Genomic DNA, 17,173 nt, shown 5'->3' on the forward strand with positions numbered 1-17,173 from the left:
AGCAGCAGACACCACACTAAACACTCCGAACATAGGGCGGCTTCGCCACCCGCGCTATCCTCCCCGACCTGAAGGACGGGGTTTGCCGCGCAACCTGATCAAATCCCGGTACGCCCTCATGGATAACGAGGTTTGACTACTAGGACATCACAATCCGCCGATTTGACAATGGCATCGGCTGTCGAACCCAAAAACCCAAGAAAGCCTTTTTTACCACTGTGGGCAATCACAATCAGGTCAATCTGCTTGTCCTGGGAAAATGCCAGAATGGTGCTGGTGGTGAAGCCTTCCTCTATCGCTTGTTCAACGTTTAGTGGCAGTGTAAATTGCTTTGCCAACGTTTGCATGTTGGTGGTGGCATTGCTGAGTTGCTGCTGACGCAGTTCTTCGTTGAGGATCAGGCTGGACGGTTCACCAAAAGGCTCTGTCCCTAGCGGTACGTTCTCGACAACATGCAACAGGGTCAGTCGGGCATCGTAGTGTTCTGCCAACTCACGTGCTCGTTCAACCACCGGGGTGCTACTATCGGAAAAATCAATGGGGGCAAGTATATGTTGATAATCGAGCATAACCATATTCTCCTTTACAAATTTTTTTGTCTGGCGTTACTATTATTTTAGTCTATCTGGCGGCATAGATGGGGAGTTTGAGCTATATTTTTAGTTGCCCTGATTGGTGTGTTGAAGGAGTGTCTGTGTTCAAGTGGTTTGTCAGTAGTGTTACCGATATTCTGATTGCGTTTGCCTTAGCGACATTGTTGTTGCTGTATGGTGTGATGAGTCATCCCGAAGTTTTTCCGCAGCATTTTTTCAAATATTGGACGGTGACTAATCCCTATGCTGCGCAAGAAGCAACTTCACAGCAGGTTTCTGCGGTTGCACAGGTGCAACGCTAACCTTTATCTGTTATGTTGCGCCCCAGAGCTGATCGGGCAATCGCTGTTTCCTGCGCAAGCAGGCGGTGGAGGAAAGTCCGGGCTCCATAGGGTAGAACGCCAGGTAACGCCTGGGCAGCGTGAGCTGACGGAAAGTGCAACAGAAAGTAAACCGCCTTTGAGCTTGCTCATCGGTAAGGGTGAAAGGGTGCGGTAAGAGCGCACCGCGTCGCTGGTAACAGTCGATGGCACGGCAAACCCCGTTCGGAGCAAGACCAAATAGGGATGCATTGGTGTGACCCGCACTGCATCCGGGTAGGTTGCTAGAGGTATACGGTGACGTATATCCCAGATGAATGATTGTCCACGACAGAACCCGGCTTACAGATCAGCTCTACTTTTTCTTTACATCTTTTGTTTATTTGTCGTACATCTAATATTTAAAAAAATATAACGGCAATTTAACTGTTAATTAAAATTCTCACAAATATCTCTCAAGAAACTGATTTTTTTAACAAAATCACCAATTGATTTTTGAGTATTTGTTTTGTTTTTGTTCTTGATTATTTTATTTGAAGCCATTTCTCCCTGATTTTATTGACAGCATGGGGATGTCTGCCTATATTTCCCATAAGTGGAAAAAAGTGGAAGAAAGTGGGTGATTTTCCCATTTTGAGTGGAATCAGGCAGCATGTTTCGTGGTATTTCGAGTCTATCTATTGATCCCAAAGGCAGGCTTGCTATGCCAGCGAAATACCGGGAAGCCGTTATGGAGGCGTCTGGTGGACAGGTTGTCATCACCGTCGACCACACAGATAAATGCTTGCTCATCTATCCCATGGATCAGTGGCTGAAGGTGGAAAAAACCCTCATGTCACTTCCCAATATGAACCGCCGGGTACGCAATATGCAACGCCTGATTTTAGGTCATGCAGCAGAACTGGAACTCGATGCGCAAGGGCGGATTTTACTGCCTGCACCGCTGCGTGAGTACGCTGGTCTGGATAAAAAAGCAGTCTTGGTGGGACAGGCGAATAAACTAGAATTGTGGGATGCTGAGGTTTGGGATGTTGCTCGCGCTTCTTGGTTGCAGGAAGCACAGGATGATGAGGCGAATGACATTTTGAATCAGGTTTCCATGTAAGGACGATAAATATAGTGATTGATCCGCAGTGGAAACATGACACGGTGCTGTTGCAGGCAGCCGTGTCGGCCTTGAATGTCCAAAGTGCAGGCATTTATATTGATGGCACTTATGGTCGGGGGGGGCATTCCGCCCTTATTCTGGAATATCTGGGTGTCAACGGTCGCTTGATTGTGATCGATAAGGATCCCGTGGCCATTGAGCACGCTCGCCAACGCCATGCGGGCGATCCGCGCGTTCATGTGTGGCATGGTTCGTTTCGGGATTTCCCGGAAGCGCTGGTGGATGCCGGTATTACCGGAAACATTCAGGGTATTTTGCTGGATCTCGGGGTTTCCTCCCCACAATTGGATGATGCAGGGCGTGGTTTCAGCTTCATGCGTGAAGGACAGTTGGACATGCGGATGGATACCTCCCGTGGTGAGAGCGCCGCGCAGTGGTTAAACCGGGCAGATGAGCCGGATATTGCGGATGTCCTCTGGCGTTACGGTGAAGAACGTTTCTCACGTCAAATAGCCAAGGAAATTGTCCGCACCCGTGTACAAAGCCCCCTAGAAACCACGACACAACTAGCAGAGTTGATCGCCAGTGTGATACGCAAACGCGAGCCGGGCAAAAATCCGGCTACCCGTAGTTTTCAGGCCATACGCATCAAGGTAAATCAGGAGCTGGATGATGTTGAAGCGTGTTTGCAACAAACCCTTGAGTCCCTTGCCCCCGGCGGACGTTTGGTCGTCATCAGTTTCCATTCACTGGAAGACCGCATCGTCAAACATTTTTTCCGCGACGTTTCTTCGCCGCCGCGCTTGCCGAAGGGCTTGCCGGTAATGCCCGAGTTTATCCAGCCCCCCATGCGTACCATTGGTAAAGCCATCCGTGCTTCAGCGTCGGAAGTGCAAGACAATGTCCGCGCCCGCAGCGCCATTATGCGTATAGGGGAGCGTACTGCATGAGTCGTGGCAGCTTGTTAGGCTTGTTACTGCTGTATTTGCTGGTGATTGGCATGGCGCTGCTGGTGGTGGCTAACCGCCACCATTCGCGTGAATTGTTTGCGGAGTTACAACGTCTGGAAAAAGAACGGGATGAACTGAGCGCTGACTGGAGCCGTTTGAAATTGGAGCAAAGTACATTGTTGAATCAGGTGCACGTGGAAAGCCGTTCCAAAGAGGTGCTAAAGATGCAAAAGCCTACTGCTGATAATATCAAGGTGATACACGAGTGAAGCGCAAACAACTGAAATCACCTGTGTTTCAGGGCAGACGCCTGTTCTTGATGCTGGCATTGCTGGTGGTCATTGGCATCCTGATGTTACGTGCGGCATGGCTGGAAATTTTTCAGCAGGAATGGCTGCAACAGCAGGCGGATAAACGCCAGATGCGCGTTGTCACTGTGCCTGCTTACCGTGGCATGATCACTGACCGCAACGGTGAGCCGATGGCCATCAGTTCCCCGGTTTCCTCGTTATGGTGTAACCCGCAGGATTTACTGAAAGCGCAGGAAGACTTGCGCCATCAGGCGGCTCAAGTGATGGGGGATGCGCCTTCTGCACAAGCCAAAGCAGCGGTGAAGGAGGCTTACAATACCGCACGGGGTGAGCGCGAAGTTGCTGCCGAGAAGCTGGCCGAACTGGATGAAGGGTTGCGTCACATTGAGCAGGAGCTGGAAATGCAGCCCGGTGAATTGTCAAAGAAACTGGCAGAAGCCAGCGACAAACAGTTTTTCTATCTGGGGCGGCAACTGTCTTTGGAAACAGCACAGTCCATTCTGGATCTGGACTTGCCCGGTGTGGCTGTGACCCGTGAATACCGCCGCTATTACCCACTGGCGGAGACCGCAGGCCACGTGGTCGGTATGACCAATATTGACGGCGCAGGCATTGAAGGGATCGAAAAAGCCCGCAACGAGCAACTGGCTGGCAAAAGAGGCAAGACGCGGGTCGTGCGTGATGCCAAAGGCAAACTGGTCGAAAGTGTCATCAGTATGGAAGAAGTACAGCCGGGGCAGGATGTACAGCTCAGCATTGATCGCCGTATCCAGTATCTGGCGTACAAAGAGTTGAAAACTCAGGTATCGCTGCTGAATGCCAAAGCAGGTTCCGTGGTGGTGCTGGATGCGCATACCGGCGAAATCCTGGCGATGGCGAATGTGCCTTCCTTCAACCCTAATAACCGTAAGGAACTGCAAGCCTACCTGTATCGCAACCGGGCAGTGACAGATAAATCCGAGCCAGGCTCTACCATCAAGCCGCTGACGATTGCCGCAGCGCTGGAGGCTCGCGTTATTGGGCCTGAAGTTGAAATCAATACCTCGCCGGGGTATATCAATTTCGGTAAATACAGAGTCAAAGACCCTAGAGATTACGGTTCCATCAGCCTGCCCACACTGCTGGCAAAGTCCAGCAATGTGGGTGCAAGCCGGGTAGCGCTGTTAATGAATGCCCGTGACCAGTGGATGTTTCTGAGCCGTGTCGGCTTTGGGCGAGTGCCAGGAGCAGGTTTTTCAGGGGAGACGTCGGGGCAGCTTGGCAGTTATACCCAGTGGGGCAAAGTTGACCGTGCTTCACACGGTTATGGTTATGGTTTGTCAGCCAGCTTATTGCAAATTACCCACGCTTATGCACCATTCGCCGCAAATGGTGTGCTTATGCCCGCTACCATCTATAAGCTGGATAAACCCAATCTGGGGCAGCAAGTAATGAGCCCGGATACAGCCCGTGCCGTGTTACGTATGATGGAGGCCGTGGTGCAAAAAGGTGGAACGGGCGAAAAAGCCATGGTCGATGGCTACCGTATCGCCGGTAAAACGGGCACAGCTTACAAATACATTGATGGTAAGTACCGTGATGACCGTTATCTAACCAGTTTTATTGGGGTTGCACCCGCGAGTAGCCCACGTCTGGTGGTGGCAGTGCAGATTGATGAGCCAAAAATTGATGACAGTGGTGGCCGCGCTTCTGCCCCAGTGTTTGCCAAAGTGATGGCGGAAGCCTTGCGTTTGTTGGATGTGCCGCCGGATGATTTGCCCAATACAAAGCAGGCTGTGCAGCAATCTGAACCCAAAACAGGAGGGGCAACATGAATCGCACGCTGTCCCTTCGTACCTTACTGGCGGGTATTGTCGAATCTACACCTGATGTTCAGGTTAGTGGACTGACACTGGATAACCGTCATATTCAACCAGGCATGGCCTTTGTTGCTTTGCGCGGAACCCGTCAACACGGCCTGAGCTACGCGGAAGCGGCGGTACGTGCCGGTGCATCAGTCGTACTGTTCGAGCCAGAAGACGGTTTACAACAGCCACCCTTGTCGGTTGAGTTAGTACCCGTGCCTTCCTTACGGGAGCACTTGGGTACGCTTGCCGACCGTTTTAATGCTAGCCCCAGTGCCGAGTTGTTCATGGTGGGTGTAACGGGTACGGATGGTAAAACCTCCGTCAGCCATTTCGTTGCGGAAGCCTTGAATGCAGCGACTCACGCAGGCACTCATTCTACCGCCGTGATTGGCACCTTGGGCATTGGTTCGCCGGGCGCTTTGCAGCCTGCCACCCATACCACGCCGGATGCCTTGACTGTTCATGCACTGTTACGCGACTTGCGGGACACGGGCTTTGAGGCGGTGGCGATGGAAGTATCCTCCCATGCGCTGGATCAGGGGCGGGTGAACGGTATCCGTTTCGATGTGGCGGTGCTCACCAATTTGACCCGCGACCACCTGGATTACCACGGTACGGTGGAAGCCTACGCGGAAGCCAAGCGCAAGCTGTTCCACTGGCCTGACCTTAAAACCGTGGTGCTGAATCTGGATGATGCTTTCGGGCGGCGTTTGGCGGATGAGCTATCCGCTCAGCCCGTTAATATCATCGGTTACGGGGTTGGCAAGGTTGAGGATTATCCTGCGGGAACACTAGTGGCAACTGACCCGGTATTTGATCATGCGGGTATTCGTGCCACGGTTCACGGTGCTCAGGGCAGCGGCACTCTGCAAGCACCTGTGCTAGGGCAGTTCAATTTGCATAATTTACTGGCGGCCTTGGGTGTGTTGTTGGCGAAAGGTCTGGAATGGTCAGATGCCTTGCAGCGCTTGCAACACGTTTGGGTGGTGCCGGGACGTATGGAGCGGGTTACTTCGACTGCGCTCAGCAAGCAAGCGTTGGTGGTGGTGGATTATGCGCACACGCCCGGTGCATTGCAGCAAGTGTTGCGGGCAGTGCGTGTTCATACGCGCGGTCGATTATTGTGTGTTTTTGGTTGTGGTGGCGATCGTGACCGTGGTAAGCGCCCCTTAATGGCAAAAATAGCAGAATCTGATGCTGACGTGGTTATCATAACCGACGATAATCCGCGCTCGGAAAATCCGCAGCAGATATTTGAGGACATTATGCAAGGCATCAACAATAAAGCAGGCATGACATTTGAGCATGACCGCACACAAGCCATTCGCCTCGCCATTCGGCAGGCACAACCCGGTGATACGGTGTTAATCGCAGGCAAAGGCCACGAAACCGTACAAATTCTGGCACACGGTACAGTGCCGTTCGACGACCGCATTCAGGCAGCGCAAGCGTTGCAGGAGTGTGCTGCATGACTTGGCTGACCTTAGCAGACATTGCCCAGGTGACGGGTGGAACGTTGAATGTTCCCTTCGACTTCGCTCAGGGAACGGCGATTGAACGTCTGGAGCGTGATTCCCGTCAGGTGCAGGCGGGAGACTTATTCCTCGCGTTGCAAGGTGAGCGCTTTGATGCGCACGACTTTGTGCCGCAAGTGGCGGGTAAGGCCAGTGCAGCTTTGGTGTCGCGTGTGGTGGATGCCAATATTCCGCAAGTAGTGGTGGACGATGTACGTCTGGCATTAGGCAGGCTGGCAGCCGTGTGGCGCAAGCGCTTCCAACGCCCGCTGGTGGGTTTGACCGGCAGTAACGGCAAAACGACTTTGAAGGAAATGCTGGCAGCGATTCTGGCCTTGCAGGGCAATACCCTTGCTACCGCTGGTAATCTCAATAATGACATCGGTATGCCCCTGACCCTGCTGCGTTTGCGTGACTCTGACGATTATGCCGTGATCGAAATGGGTGCCAATCACTTTGGTGAAATTGACTACCTGACGCGGATTGCTTGCCCTGATGTGGCCATTATCAACAATGCTGGGGCATCGCATCTGGAAGGTTTCGGTAGTATTGAGGGGGTTTCTCGTGCCAAAGGTGAAATTTTCAACGGCCTGAATGAGTCAGGTGTTGCCATTATCAATGCCGATGACACTTATGCCGATTACTGGCGTGGGCTGAACCAAGGCCGCAAGGTCATCAGTTTTGGCATGGATAATGTGGCAGATGTGCGTGGCGGTAGCGATGCCAGTACGCCGTTCTACCTGCAAGTGCAGGGTCAAACCCTTCCCGTCAACCTGAAATTACCGGGGCATCACAACAAGTTGAATGCTTTGGCAGCAACCGCCGCCGCGCTGGCACTGGGTGTAAAGCTCGATACGATCCGCCGGGGGCTGGAATCCCTGCAAGCGGTTAAAGGGCGTTTAAACCCGAAAGCAGGCAAGCACGGTGGCACGGTGATTGATGATACTTACAATGCCAACCCTAGCTCTACCGCCGCAGCCCTGGGTGTGTTGGCAGGTCTGCATGGCCGAAAAATTCTGGTACTGGGTGATATGGGCGAATTAGGCAATACAGGCGAGCAACTCCATGCAGCCATTGGTCAGCAGGCTGCGCAAGTCGGTATTGATGCACTTTACACGCTGGGTAAGCTGAGCGCTCACGCCAGTGCGGCATTCGGTCAACCGGAACGGGCTTTCAGTGAGCTGGACGCTTTGTTGAATACTTTGGATAAGGATTTGCAACCCGGTGATTCGGTGCTGGTAAAGGGTTCCCGCTCTGCGCGGATGGAACGGGTCGTCGATGCCTTGACCGCAGTGACTGTCAAGGAGGCCGCGTAATGTTGGTGTGGCTGTTTGAATTCCTGAGTGAATATTACCGTGGTTTTAGTGTCTTCCAGTACCTGACCTTGCGAGCCATCATGGGCTTGTTGACCGCCTTGTTTATTGCCTTGTGGACGGGGCCGGGCATGATCCGCGCTTTAACCCGTTTGAAAATTGGCCAGTACATTCGTGAAGATGGCCCTCAGCACCAGATGAAGGCGGGCACGCCTACCATGGGCGGGGTGATGATTATTCTGGCTATTGCGGTTGCGACCTTGTTATGGGGCGATCTGGATAACCACTATGTGTGGGTGGTGCTGTTTGTCACGCTGGGCTTTGGTCTGGTGGGAGGGCTGGATGATTACATCAAGCTCAAGCAGCGTCGTAATCTGGGGCTGACTGCCCGGCAGAAATACGTGGGCTTGAGCCTGATCGGGTTTGCGGCGGCTTTCTATTTGTATTTTGCCGCTGATACAGCGACCGAAACGACCTTTTTCATGCCGGTCTTCAAGGAAGCTCACTGGCAGATGGGGTGGTTATTCATCCCGTGGGTGTATTTGGTGGTGGTCGGTTCCAGTAATGCGGTTAACCTGACTGACGGTCTGGATGGTTTGGCGATTATGCCGACCATTATGGTGGCAGGCGGCTTGGCGGTGTTTGCTTATGCGAGTGGTAACGCGAATATTGCCCAGTATTTGGGTGTGCCGCGTGTATCCGGTGTCGGTGAGTTGGTTGTATTTTGCGCTGCTATTTTTGGTGCGGGGCTAGGCTTTTTATGGTTCAACACTTACCCCGCGCAAGTATTCATGGGTGATGTCGGCGCACTGGCACTGGGTGCAGCACTGGGTATTGTCGCAGTGGTGGTGCGTCAGGAAATTGTGCTGGCGATCATGGGCGGGGTTTTCGTGCTGGAAACCCTCTCGGTCATTCTGCAAGTCGGTTATTTCAAAGCAACGGGGGGGAAGCGGATTTTCCGCATGGCTCCCTTGCATCATCACTACGAGAAAAAGGGCTGGCCTGAGCCAAGGGTTATTGTCCGTTTCTGGATCATTACGGTTATTTTGGTAATGGTCGGTTTGGCAACATTGAAGATTCGTTAAGGTGAATGGGTACGCAAGCATGACAACACAAGCATTCAACTGGGAAACGCTGGTGGTTGGCCTCGGTCAGACTGGGCTGTCGGTTGCACGTCATTTGCAGGCGCGGGGTGTGGCCTTTGCGGTGGTGGATAGCCGCGCAAACCCGCCGGGTAAGGATGAGTTGCTGGCGCAGTTCCCGGAGACGCCTTGCCACTTTGGGGCGTTTGCGGAGGTCACGCAATGGTTTGCGTCAGCCGCTACTTTGGTGGTTAGCCCCGGCATTGCGATTGCTACCCCGGAAATTCGGGCGGCGGGTGAACGCGGCGCGGCACTCATTGGCGACATCGAGTTGTTTGTGCGCGAAGCCAAAGTGCCGGTGATTGCGATTACTGGCTCCAACGGTAAAAGCAGTGTGACGACGCTGGTGGATCTGATGGCGAAAAAAGCCGGAATGGCTGCGTATGCGGGCGGAAATCTCGGTTATGCGGCGCTGGATTTGCTGGAGCAACCCACCCCAGACTTATACGTGATGGAGCTTTCCAGCTTCCAGTTGGAAACTACCCAGTCCTTACGCGCCGTTGCGTCGGTGGTTTTAAACGTCAGTGAAGACCACATGGATCGATACCCCAGCTTCGCCGATTATGCCGCAGCCAAGCAAGTGGTGTACCAGCATTGTGGATGTGCGGTGGTAAATCGTGACGATACGGTGGTCATTAATTTAGCGGATGGTACTGTTTATGATAGCAGCGTCAGTTTTGGCCTTGATGAGCCTGCTGATGGTCAGTACGGCATCCGAAGTCACGCGGATAAACGCTGGTTGGCAAAGGGTGAAACCCTGCTGCTGGCGGTGGATGAAATGAAACTGCCGGGGGATCATAACTATGCCAATGCACTGGCTGCCTTGGCGCTGGGCGAGGCTGCCGGTATTCCGCTAGACGGGATGTTGGCTGCTTTACGCGAATTCACGGGATTGTCGCACCGTACCCAGTGGGTACGCGAACGCGCTGGAGTGAATTGGTACAACGATTCCAAAGGCACGAATGTGGGGGCAACGCTGGCTGCATTGGCGGGGTTGCCCGGTAAAACCGTGCTGATTGCGGGCGGGCAGGGCAAGGGTGCTGATTTTGCACCGTTACGCCCGGTGGCAGCTAACAAGGCGCGGGCGCTGGTATTGATCGGTGAAGACCGTGACAAGCTGGCGGCAGTGGTGGAAGGTTACGCGCCTTACGTGTTCGCCAGCGATATGGCAGAGGCGGTGCTGAGCGCCGCAGAACTGGCGCAAGTCGGTGACAATGTCTTGCTTTCACCCGCCTGTGCCAGTTTTGATATGTTTAAAAGCTATGTTCACCGGGGTGAGGTGTTTAGCGATGCGGTGAGGAGCTTGCCATGAGTCTGCTGCCTGCCATGCCGTTGGATACGCTGGATCATAACAACCCGTGGGCGCGTTATATCGACCGCGATTTGCTGATTGCGCTACTGGCGATTGTTGGCATTGGTATTGTGATTCTGGCGTCTGCTTCGATGTGGGTGGCACAAAAGCAGTATAACGACCCTTATTTTTACCTGCACCGCCAGTCGATTTATTTGGCGATGGGGATCGTGCTGGCAATCGTGATGTACCAGATTCGGGTGGATTTTTGGCAACAACTCGGGGTACGCCTGCTGCCGATTGTGTTGGCATTGCTGGTGTTGGTGCTGATTCCCGGTATTGGCAAGGAAGTAAACGGTAGCCGTCGTTGGTTGAATCTCGGTTTCATGGCGGTGCAGGTATCCGAGCTGGCCAAGCTGATCATGTTGCTGTACTTGTCCGGTTATCTGATTCGGCATGGCAAGGATTTGTCCGTGTCTCAATCGCATCAGCCTCTGTTGATTCCGCTGTTGGTGTTGGGCGTGACGGGTGGCTTGTTGTTGCTGGAACCTGACTTTGGTTCGACGATTGTTATTTTCGTGACCGGTTTGTCGTTATTGTTCCTCGGGGGCGTGCCCTTGAAACGTCTGGGGATACTGCTGGGTGGGGCCATTCTGGTGATGATTCCAGTGTCGATGATGGGTTATCGCAGCGCCCGTTGGGATGCTTTGATCAACCCGTGGGCGCATGAGGCGGATAAAGGGTATCAAACTGTCCATGCCTTGATGGCGATTGGTGATGGTGGCTGGTTTGGGAATGGGCTGGGGGGCGGTATCCAGAAGCTGTTTTACCTGCCAGAAGCCCATAATGACTTTATTTTCTCGATATTGGCGGAAGAGTTCGGCTTTATTGGGATGTTGGTGGTGCTGAGCCTGTACGGCTGGTTGGTAATGCGGGCATTCGTGATCGGTTTTCAGGCGGATAAGGCGGGTAAGCACTTTGGGGCTTACGTGGCTTATGGTATCGGCTTCTGGATGGGCTTTCAGGTCATTCTGCACATTGGGGTAAATCTGGCGGTGTTGCCACCCAAAGGGTTGACTTTGCCACTGATGAGCTACGGTGGCAGCAGCCTGATGATTACGCTGGCATCAATGGCCTTGTTGATGCGGGTGCATCGTGAGACTCAGCTCAGCCAGTTTGGCGTGCTGGAGAAACGTGCGCCTAAACCGAGAAAAGTGCGTGCGATCAAGAGGACTGCCCGTGACTAATAAAACCAGGACACAACGCCCCATTATGATTACCGCAGGCGGTACCGGCGGGCATGTTTACCCAGGTCTGGCGGTGGCACGGGCGTTGATTGCGCAAGGGATTCCGGTGGTGTGGATGGGAACCCGTAAGGGTCTGGAAGCACGGGTGATCCCCGAAGCGGGTATCGACATGGCGTGGCTGGAGGTCAATGGTTTGCGCGGCAAAGGCTGGCAGACGCTGTTGATGGCGCCAGTCAATTTGATTCGCGCTTTGTGGCAGTCGCTGCAAATCATGCGCAAGCACAAGCCAGCAGCGATATTGGGCATGGGCGGTTTCGTCGCAGGCCCTGGTGGTTTGGTGGCAGCGTTGCTGGGTACGCCTGTGGTGATCCATGAGCAGAATGCAGTGGCAGGTTTGACCAATAAATTGCTATCGCGAGTTAGCCGTCGAGTGCTGGAAGGTTTTCCGGGTACGTTTGCCAGCAGCCAGAAGGTGATGGCGACCGGCAACCCGGTACGGCTCGATATTGCCAGCCTGCCTGCGCCACGGGAGCGTTTAGCTGACCGTGATGACGAGCCAGTGCATGTACTAGTGGTCGGTGGCAGTCTGGGGGCGCAGGCGTTGAACCAAAGGGTTCCGCAAGCCTTGGCACAACTGGATAGCACGCTTCGTCCGGTAGTGCGTCATCAAGCCGGGGTGAAAAATATCGACGAAGCGCGTAGCCAATACGCCGCAGCGGGTGTGGATGCGGAGGTGATGCCTTTCATTGAGGACATGGCTGAAGCCTATGGCTGGGCGGATTTGGTGATTTGCCGCGCCGGTGCGTTGACCATTGCGGAACTGGCGGCGGCAGGTGTCGCGGCGGTGCTGGTGCCTTACCCTTATGCGGTGGATGATCATCAAACCGCTAACGGTAAGTTTCTGGCGGATCATGGCGCGGCATTGCTGATTCAGCAGCAGGATCTGACGGCGGAAAAGCTGGCAGGTGTATTGAAAGATTTATGTACTGACCGCGTTAGCTTGCGGCAGATGAGCGAGGCTTCCCGTGCATTGGCAAAGCCCCATGCGACGGCACAAGTCGCCGCCATTTGCGCGGCCTATGCCGGTTATGACTTCGACAACCAAGCAGGAAAACAACAATGAAGATAGGCAAGGACGATCTCGCTCGCAAACGCATTAACCGGCTACATTTCATCGGTATCGGTGGTGCGGGGATGGGCGGTATTGCCGAGGTGGTCGCGAATTTGGGCTACAAAGTATCCGGTTCTGACGTGGCAGAAGGGGCGATGACACGCCGTCTGCAATCGCTGGGTATCACTGTTTATAAAGGCCATGCGGCGGAAAACGTTGAGGGTGCGGATGTTATCGTGGTGTCTACCGCGATTGATAATAACAACCCGGAGATTATCGCTGCGCGTGAAAAGCGCTTGCCGATTGTACGCCGTGCAGAAATGTTGGCGGAGCTGATGCGTTTCCGCCAAGGCATTGCAGTTGCAGGTACTCACGGCAAGACCACGACGACCAGTCTGACCACCAGCCTGTTGGTTGAGGGCGGCATGGATCCGACCTACGTGATTGGTGGCAAACTTAACAGTTCTGCGAGCAATTCCAAGCTGGGTACGGGCGAGTATCTGGTGGCCGAGGCGGATGAAAGCGATGCGTCATTCCTGTTCCTGCAACCGATGATTGCGGTGGTGACGAATATTGATGAAGACCACATGTCGACTTACGGCGGTGACTTCAACAAGCTGAAGCAAACTTTTATCGAATTCCTGCATCACCTGCCTTTTTATGGATTGGCGGTGTTGTGTGTGGATGATGAGTATGTGCGCGAAATCTTGCCGGAGGTCGGTCGCCCGATCGTCACTTACGGGATTGATCAGGAAGCGGATGTGCAGGCGACCAATGTGCGCTTTGTGGGCACGGAAAGCCATTTCAACGTGCATTGCGTGAAAGGCGACCGCAACCTAGATATCGTGTTGAATTTACCGGGGCGGCATAACGTGCTGAATGCCTTGGCGGCGATTGCGATTGCGGCAGAACTGGATGTGTCTGACCAAGCCATCGTGGATGGTTTGCGCAAGTTTGACGGGGTAGGCCGCCGCTTCCAGCAATACGGCGATATTACGTTTGCCCCCGGCAAGAGCGCAACACTGGTGGATGATTATGGTCATCACCCGCGTGAAATGAAGGCGACGCTGGATGCGGTGCGTAATGCTTGGCCGACGCGCCGTGTGGTGCAGGTATTCCAGCCACACCGTTACACCCGTACCCGTGATTTGTTTGAAGATTTCACGCAAGTATTATCGGAAACCGATGTGTTGGTGTTGATGGATGTTTATCCAGCCAGTGAGCAGCCGATTCCCGGCGCTGATGGGCGGGCGTTGGCGCGTGCCATCCGTATCCGAGGCAAGGTTGATCCGATTTTCGTGACGGATGTGGAAGACGTGCCGGGTGTCCTCAAGCATGTGTTGCAGGATGGTGATGTGATCCTGACTCAGGGGGCGGGCAGCGTTGGTGCGTTGGCTGCGGGTTTACCAGAAAAACTTGCCATGAAGAGTGATACTGAATGAGTGTAACGTTACATAATAAATTCGGGAAAGTAGCCGTACTTTACGGTGGCTGGGCAGCAGAACGCCCGATTTCCTTGAAAAGTGGCGCGGCGGTATTGGCTGCTTTGCAGGCAAGTGGTGTGGATGCCCACGGTATTGATGTTGACCGTAACATTATTAAGATACTTCAAGAAGGTGGCTTCGATCGTGTATTTAATATATTGCACGGCGCTGGTGGTGAAGATGGGGTGTTGCAAGGTGCTTTAGAGGTGCTTGGTATACCTTATACCGGTTGTGGCGTGATGGCTTCTGCTATCAGTATGGATAAGCTCATGACCAAGCGGGTGTGGGCAGGTGCAGGTCTACCAACGCCTGCTTATCGCGTGTTGACGGCGGATACTGATTTTACCGCAGTGGTCGCTGAATTGGGTTTGCCATTGATGGTGAAGCCAGCCACGGAAGGTTCTAGCATTGGCATGAGCAAAGTGAAACTGGCTGATGATTTGGCTGATGCTTACCGCAAAGCGGCTGAGTGCAGTGCGGTGGTGATCGCTGAGCAGTGGGTGACAGGTGCTGAATATACCGCTGGTATTGTGGCAGGTGAGTCATTCCCGCTGATTCGTTTGGAAGTGCCGGGTGAGTTTTATGACTATCAGGCTAAGTATATTTCCAATGATACGCGTTATTTCTGCCCATGCGGCTTGGAGGCGGCAGAAGAGCAGGCTATGCAATTGCTGGCACAGCAGGCGTTTGCCGCTGTCGGTGGGCGTGGCTGGGGACGTGTGGATATGATGCGTGATGCTCAAGGTCATGCATGGTTGATTGAGGTCAATACGAACCCCGGTATGACCGATCATAGTTTGGTTCCAATGGGTGCTCGTGCTCTTGGTATGGATTTTAACGCGCTGGTTGTGCGCATCTTGGAGACCACGTTGTAATGGCAGTAGCGCGTCGCCCGGCAGTCAATAAACGTCCCCATTCCGACTTCCATCTGGCAGATATTCCGCCGGGTCTGTTGAAACTGAGTGCGCTGTTTGTGGTGGCGTTAATGCTGTTGGCTGGCGTGCTGGGTGGACGGGCAATGCTGAATAACCCAGAAAATCTACCCATTAGTCGGATTGATCTTAAGGGTGATCGCAAATTTATTAAAGATGTAGATTTACAGGCAGTTATTGAGAAATACAAGCAAACCAACCTGTACCTGCTGGATACGGATACCTTGCGGACTGACCTTGAAACCTTGCCTTGGGTACGCTCTGTTACTTTGCGTAAGGCATGGCCTGCCCACTTGATTGTCGGTATTGAGGAACAGCACCCCGTCGCTTTTTGGGGGCGTGAGCGTTTGATGAACCAATACGGTGAATTATTTGCCGCAGAATTACCTTCCATGCGCGGGGTATTTCCAACGCTCTACAGCCCTCAAGATAATGGTCGAGAGATGGGTGAGCGTTACCTAGAAGTCAAGGAGTGGCTGAAAGGTTTACCGCTGGAGTTGTCAGAACTGACCGAAGATGAAAGTGGCTCGTGGCGGATCAAGATCAAGGAAGGGCCGGAAGTGATGATCGGCAGTGAAGACCAAAGGCTGCGGATGCAGCGGTTCAGGGTTGGTTTTCAACAGGAGTTGGCCAAAAAACTCAATAATGTACGGCGGGTTGACCTCCGTTATACCAACGGTTTTGCAGTGGAATGGAAAAAATCCCCAGTCGGCTCGCGGGATTCAACGAACGGAGTCGCAGGAGTGAGTGATGTCAAAGAAAGAGCATAATGTGATTGTCGCGCTGGACTTGGGCACCTCGAAAGTGGTGGCTTTGGTCGGTGAAATCAATGACGCTGGCGGTCTGGAAATCATCGGAATTGGCTCATACCCTTCGCGGGGCATGAAAAAAGGGGTAGTGGTCAATATTGAATCCACCATCCAGTCGATTCAGCGGGCTGTCGAAGAAGCTGAGCTAATGGCAGGTATCCAGATCCGTACCGTGTACGTGGGTATCGCGGGCAGTCACGTGCGTAGTCTTAACTCACACGGTATTGTGGCGATCAAGGACAAAGAAGTGACGCCCAACGATGTGGAACGCGTCATGGATGCGGCACGTGCGGTAGCTGTCCCGGCGGATCAGCGCATTTTGCATGTGTTGCCACAGGAATACGTGATTGACCAGCAGGAAGGTATCCGCGAGCCGATTGGTATGTCAGGGGTGCGGCTGGAAGCGCGGGTGCATCTGGTGACGGCTGCCCACAGCGCGGCGCAGAATCTGGTCAAGTGTGTGGAACGTTGCGGTTTGCATGTTGAAGACATTATCCTTGAACAAGTTGCCTCCAGCTACGCGGTGCTGGAGGAGGATGAAAAAGAATTGGGTGTTTGTCTGGTTGATATTGGTGGTGGAACCAGCGACATTGCGGTATTCATGAACGGTTCGATTCATCATACGGCGGTCATTCCAATTGCGGGTGATCAGGTGACGAATGACATCGCGGTGGCGGTCAGAACGCCGACCCAGTACGCGGAAGAAATTAAAGTTAAATATGGGCGAGCATTGCGTCAGTTAGTGGAGGATGATGAACTGATTGAAGTGCCCGGAGTGGGTGAGCGTGAACCACGCAGTCTGTCGGTACAGACCTTGGCGTCGGTGATCGAACCCCGCTACGAAGAATTATTTTCACTCGTGCTTCAGGAGCTGCGGCGCAGCGGTTATGAAGAACGGATTGGTGCAGGCATTGTGCTGACAGGTGGTACATCCAAAATGCGGGGTGTACGTGAGTTGGCAGAAGAAGTATTCCACATGCCAGTGCGGATCGGTATGCCCCGGAATATCGGTGGCTTGCGCGGTGAAGTTGAAAACCCTATCCATTCCACTGGGGTAGGACTACTGCTGTACGGGATGGCACAGCAGGCATATGGGACCAAGCGGAACGGCTCCACCACGGTGAGTGTCATGTCATCAACGGAAGAGAGTTGGTGGGATCGTTTGAAAAGCTGGTTTAATGGTAATTTTTAACAGTCGGAG

At 53.5% G+C, this 17,173-nt stretch carries 16 protein-coding genes and 1 other RNA gene; 16 read left to right on the top strand and 1 reads right to left on the bottom strand.

Annotation, left to right across the window (positions count from 1 at the left end):
* Positions 1–116 precede the first annotated feature (116 nt).
* Positions 117–569: a universal stress protein gene (locus tag J9253_RS01660; protein WP_210223014.1), complete on the bottom strand. Its 453-nt coding sequence runs from the start codon at positions 567–569 to the stop codon at positions 117–119.
* A gap of 125 nt (positions 570–694) precedes the next feature.
* Between J9253_RS01660 and J9253_RS01665 the strand changes: the two genes are divergently transcribed.
* The 16 genes from J9253_RS01665 (at position 695) to ftsA (ending at position 17,164) form a co-directional block, all read left to right on the top strand.
* Positions 695–895 (top strand): hypothetical protein, encoded by a 201-nt coding sequence (locus J9253_RS01665; RefSeq protein WP_210223015.1) that lies wholly within the window; start codon positions 695–697, stop codon positions 893–895.
* Between the two features lie 24 nt (positions 896–919).
* An RNA gene (gene rnpB, locus J9253_RS01670) (RNase P RNA component class A) lies at positions 920–1,274 on the top strand.
* A gap of 291 nt (positions 1,275–1,565) precedes the next feature.
* Positions 1,566–2,018 (top strand): division/cell wall cluster transcriptional repressor MraZ, encoded by a 453-nt coding sequence (gene mraZ, locus J9253_RS01675; RefSeq protein WP_210223016.1) that lies wholly within the window; start codon positions 1,566–1,568, stop codon positions 2,016–2,018.
* Between the two features lie 14 nt (positions 2,019–2,032).
* Complete coding sequence (gene rsmH, locus J9253_RS01680) at positions 2,033–2,971, top strand: 16S rRNA (cytosine(1402)-N(4))-methyltransferase RsmH (RefSeq protein WP_210223017.1); 939 nt, start codon at positions 2,033–2,035, stop codon at positions 2,969–2,971.
* Positions 2,968–3,240 carry a cell division protein FtsL gene (gene ftsL, locus J9253_RS01685; RefSeq protein ID WP_210223018.1) on the top strand — a complete coding sequence of 91 codons (273 nt, stop codon included), beginning with the start codon at positions 2,968–2,970 and terminating at the stop codon, positions 3,238–3,240. Before rsmH ends, ftsL begins: the two co-directional genes overlap by 4 nt.
* Entirely contained in the window at positions 3,237–5,096 is a 1,860-nt protein-coding gene (locus tag J9253_RS01690) for a peptidoglycan D,D-transpeptidase FtsI family protein (protein ID WP_228291475.1), read from the top strand. The genes ftsL and J9253_RS01690 overlap by 4 nt, the downstream gene beginning before the upstream one ends.
* Positions 5,093–6,601, top strand: coding sequence for a UDP-N-acetylmuramoyl-L-alanyl-D-glutamate--2,6-diaminopimelate ligase (locus J9253_RS01695; protein WP_210223019.1), 1,509 nt, complete (start codon positions 5,093–5,095; stop codon positions 6,599–6,601). Before J9253_RS01690 ends, J9253_RS01695 begins: the two co-directional genes overlap by 4 nt.
* Positions 6,598–7,959, top strand: coding sequence for a UDP-N-acetylmuramoyl-tripeptide--D-alanyl-D-alanine ligase (locus J9253_RS01700; protein WP_210223020.1), 1,362 nt, complete (start codon positions 6,598–6,600; stop codon positions 7,957–7,959). The genes J9253_RS01695 and J9253_RS01700 overlap by 4 nt, the downstream gene beginning before the upstream one ends.
* Complete coding sequence (gene mraY, locus J9253_RS01705; protein ID WP_210223021.1) at positions 7,959–9,041, top strand: phospho-N-acetylmuramoyl-pentapeptide-transferase; 1,083 nt, start codon at positions 7,959–7,961, stop codon at positions 9,039–9,041. The genes J9253_RS01700 and mraY overlap by 1 nt, the downstream gene beginning before the upstream one ends.
* Before the next feature lie 19 nt (positions 9,042–9,060).
* Positions 9,061–10,410 (top strand): UDP-N-acetylmuramoyl-L-alanine--D-glutamate ligase, encoded by a 1,350-nt coding sequence (murD, locus tag J9253_RS01710; RefSeq protein WP_210223022.1) that lies wholly within the window; start codon positions 9,061–9,063, stop codon positions 10,408–10,410.
* Positions 10,407–11,636 (top strand): putative lipid II flippase FtsW, encoded by a 1,230-nt coding sequence (gene ftsW, locus J9253_RS01715; protein ID WP_210223023.1) that lies wholly within the window; start codon positions 10,407–10,409, stop codon positions 11,634–11,636. The genes murD and ftsW overlap by 4 nt, the downstream gene beginning before the upstream one ends.
* On the top strand, positions 11,629–12,759 hold the full coding sequence (gene murG / locus J9253_RS01720) for an undecaprenyldiphospho-muramoylpentapeptide beta-N-acetylglucosaminyltransferase (protein WP_323128862.1): 1,131 nt from the start codon (positions 11,629–11,631) through the stop codon (positions 12,757–12,759). The genes ftsW and murG overlap by 8 nt, the downstream gene beginning before the upstream one ends.
* Complete coding sequence (gene murC / locus J9253_RS01725; protein WP_210223024.1) at positions 12,756–14,189, top strand: UDP-N-acetylmuramate--L-alanine ligase; 1,434 nt, start codon at positions 12,756–12,758, stop codon at positions 14,187–14,189. Before murG ends, murC begins: the two co-directional genes overlap by 4 nt.
* The gene (locus tag J9253_RS01730; RefSeq protein WP_210223025.1) at positions 14,186–15,106 is read left to right on the top strand and encodes a D-alanine--D-alanine ligase; all 921 of its coding nucleotides are present in this window, start codon (positions 14,186–14,188) and stop codon (positions 15,104–15,106) included. The genes murC and J9253_RS01730 overlap by 4 nt, the downstream gene beginning before the upstream one ends.
* On the top strand, positions 15,106–15,933 hold the full coding sequence (locus J9253_RS01735; protein ID WP_210223026.1) for a cell division protein FtsQ/DivIB: 828 nt from the start codon (positions 15,106–15,108) through the stop codon (positions 15,931–15,933). The genes J9253_RS01730 and J9253_RS01735 overlap by 1 nt, the downstream gene beginning before the upstream one ends.
* A complete protein-coding gene (gene ftsA, locus J9253_RS01740; protein ID WP_210223027.1) occupies positions 15,914–17,164 on the top strand; it encodes a cell division protein FtsA in 1,251 nt (416 codons plus the stop codon). Before J9253_RS01735 ends, ftsA begins: the two co-directional genes overlap by 20 nt.
* Positions 17,165–17,173: the final 9 nt, after the last annotated feature.

Origin of the sequence: Thiothrix litoralis (genome assembly GCF_017901135.1) — a bacterium.
Classification (GTDB): Bacteria; Pseudomonadota; Gammaproteobacteria; order Thiotrichales; family Thiotrichaceae; genus Thiothrix; species Thiothrix litoralis.

Coding starts and splice junctions, on each gene's coding strand:
- J9253_RS01660 (WP_210223014.1), bottom strand. CDS start 569: ATGCTCGATTATCAACATATACTTGCCCCCATTGATTTTTCCGATAGT.
- mraZ (WP_210223016.1), top strand. CDS start 1,566: ATGTTTCGTGGTATTTCGAGTCTATCTATTGATCCCAAAGGCAGGCTT.
- ftsL (WP_210223018.1), top strand. CDS start 2,968: ATGAGTCGTGGCAGCTTGTTAGGCTTGTTACTGCTGTATTTGCTGGTG.
- J9253_RS01695 (WP_210223019.1), top strand. CDS start 5,093: ATGAATCGCACGCTGTCCCTTCGTACCTTACTGGCGGGTATTGTCGAA.
- J9253_RS01700 (WP_210223020.1), top strand. CDS start 6,598: ATGACTTGGCTGACCTTAGCAGACATTGCCCAGGTGACGGGTGGAACG.
- mraY (WP_210223021.1), top strand. CDS start 7,959: ATGTTGGTGTGGCTGTTTGAATTCCTGAGTGAATATTACCGTGGTTTT.
- murD (WP_210223022.1), top strand. CDS start 9,061: ATGACAACACAAGCATTCAACTGGGAAACGCTGGTGGTTGGCCTCGGT.
- ftsW (WP_210223023.1), top strand. CDS start 10,407: ATGAGTCTGCTGCCTGCCATGCCGTTGGATACGCTGGATCATAACAAC.
- murC (WP_210223024.1), top strand. CDS start 12,756: ATGAAGATAGGCAAGGACGATCTCGCTCGCAAACGCATTAACCGGCTA.
- J9253_RS01730 (WP_210223025.1), top strand. CDS start 14,186: ATGAGTGTAACGTTACATAATAAATTCGGGAAAGTAGCCGTACTTTAC.
- J9253_RS01735 (WP_210223026.1), top strand. CDS start 15,106: ATGGCAGTAGCGCGTCGCCCGGCAGTCAATAAACGTCCCCATTCCGAC.
- ftsA (WP_210223027.1), top strand. CDS start 15,914: ATGTCAAAGAAAGAGCATAATGTGATTGTCGCGCTGGACTTGGGCACC.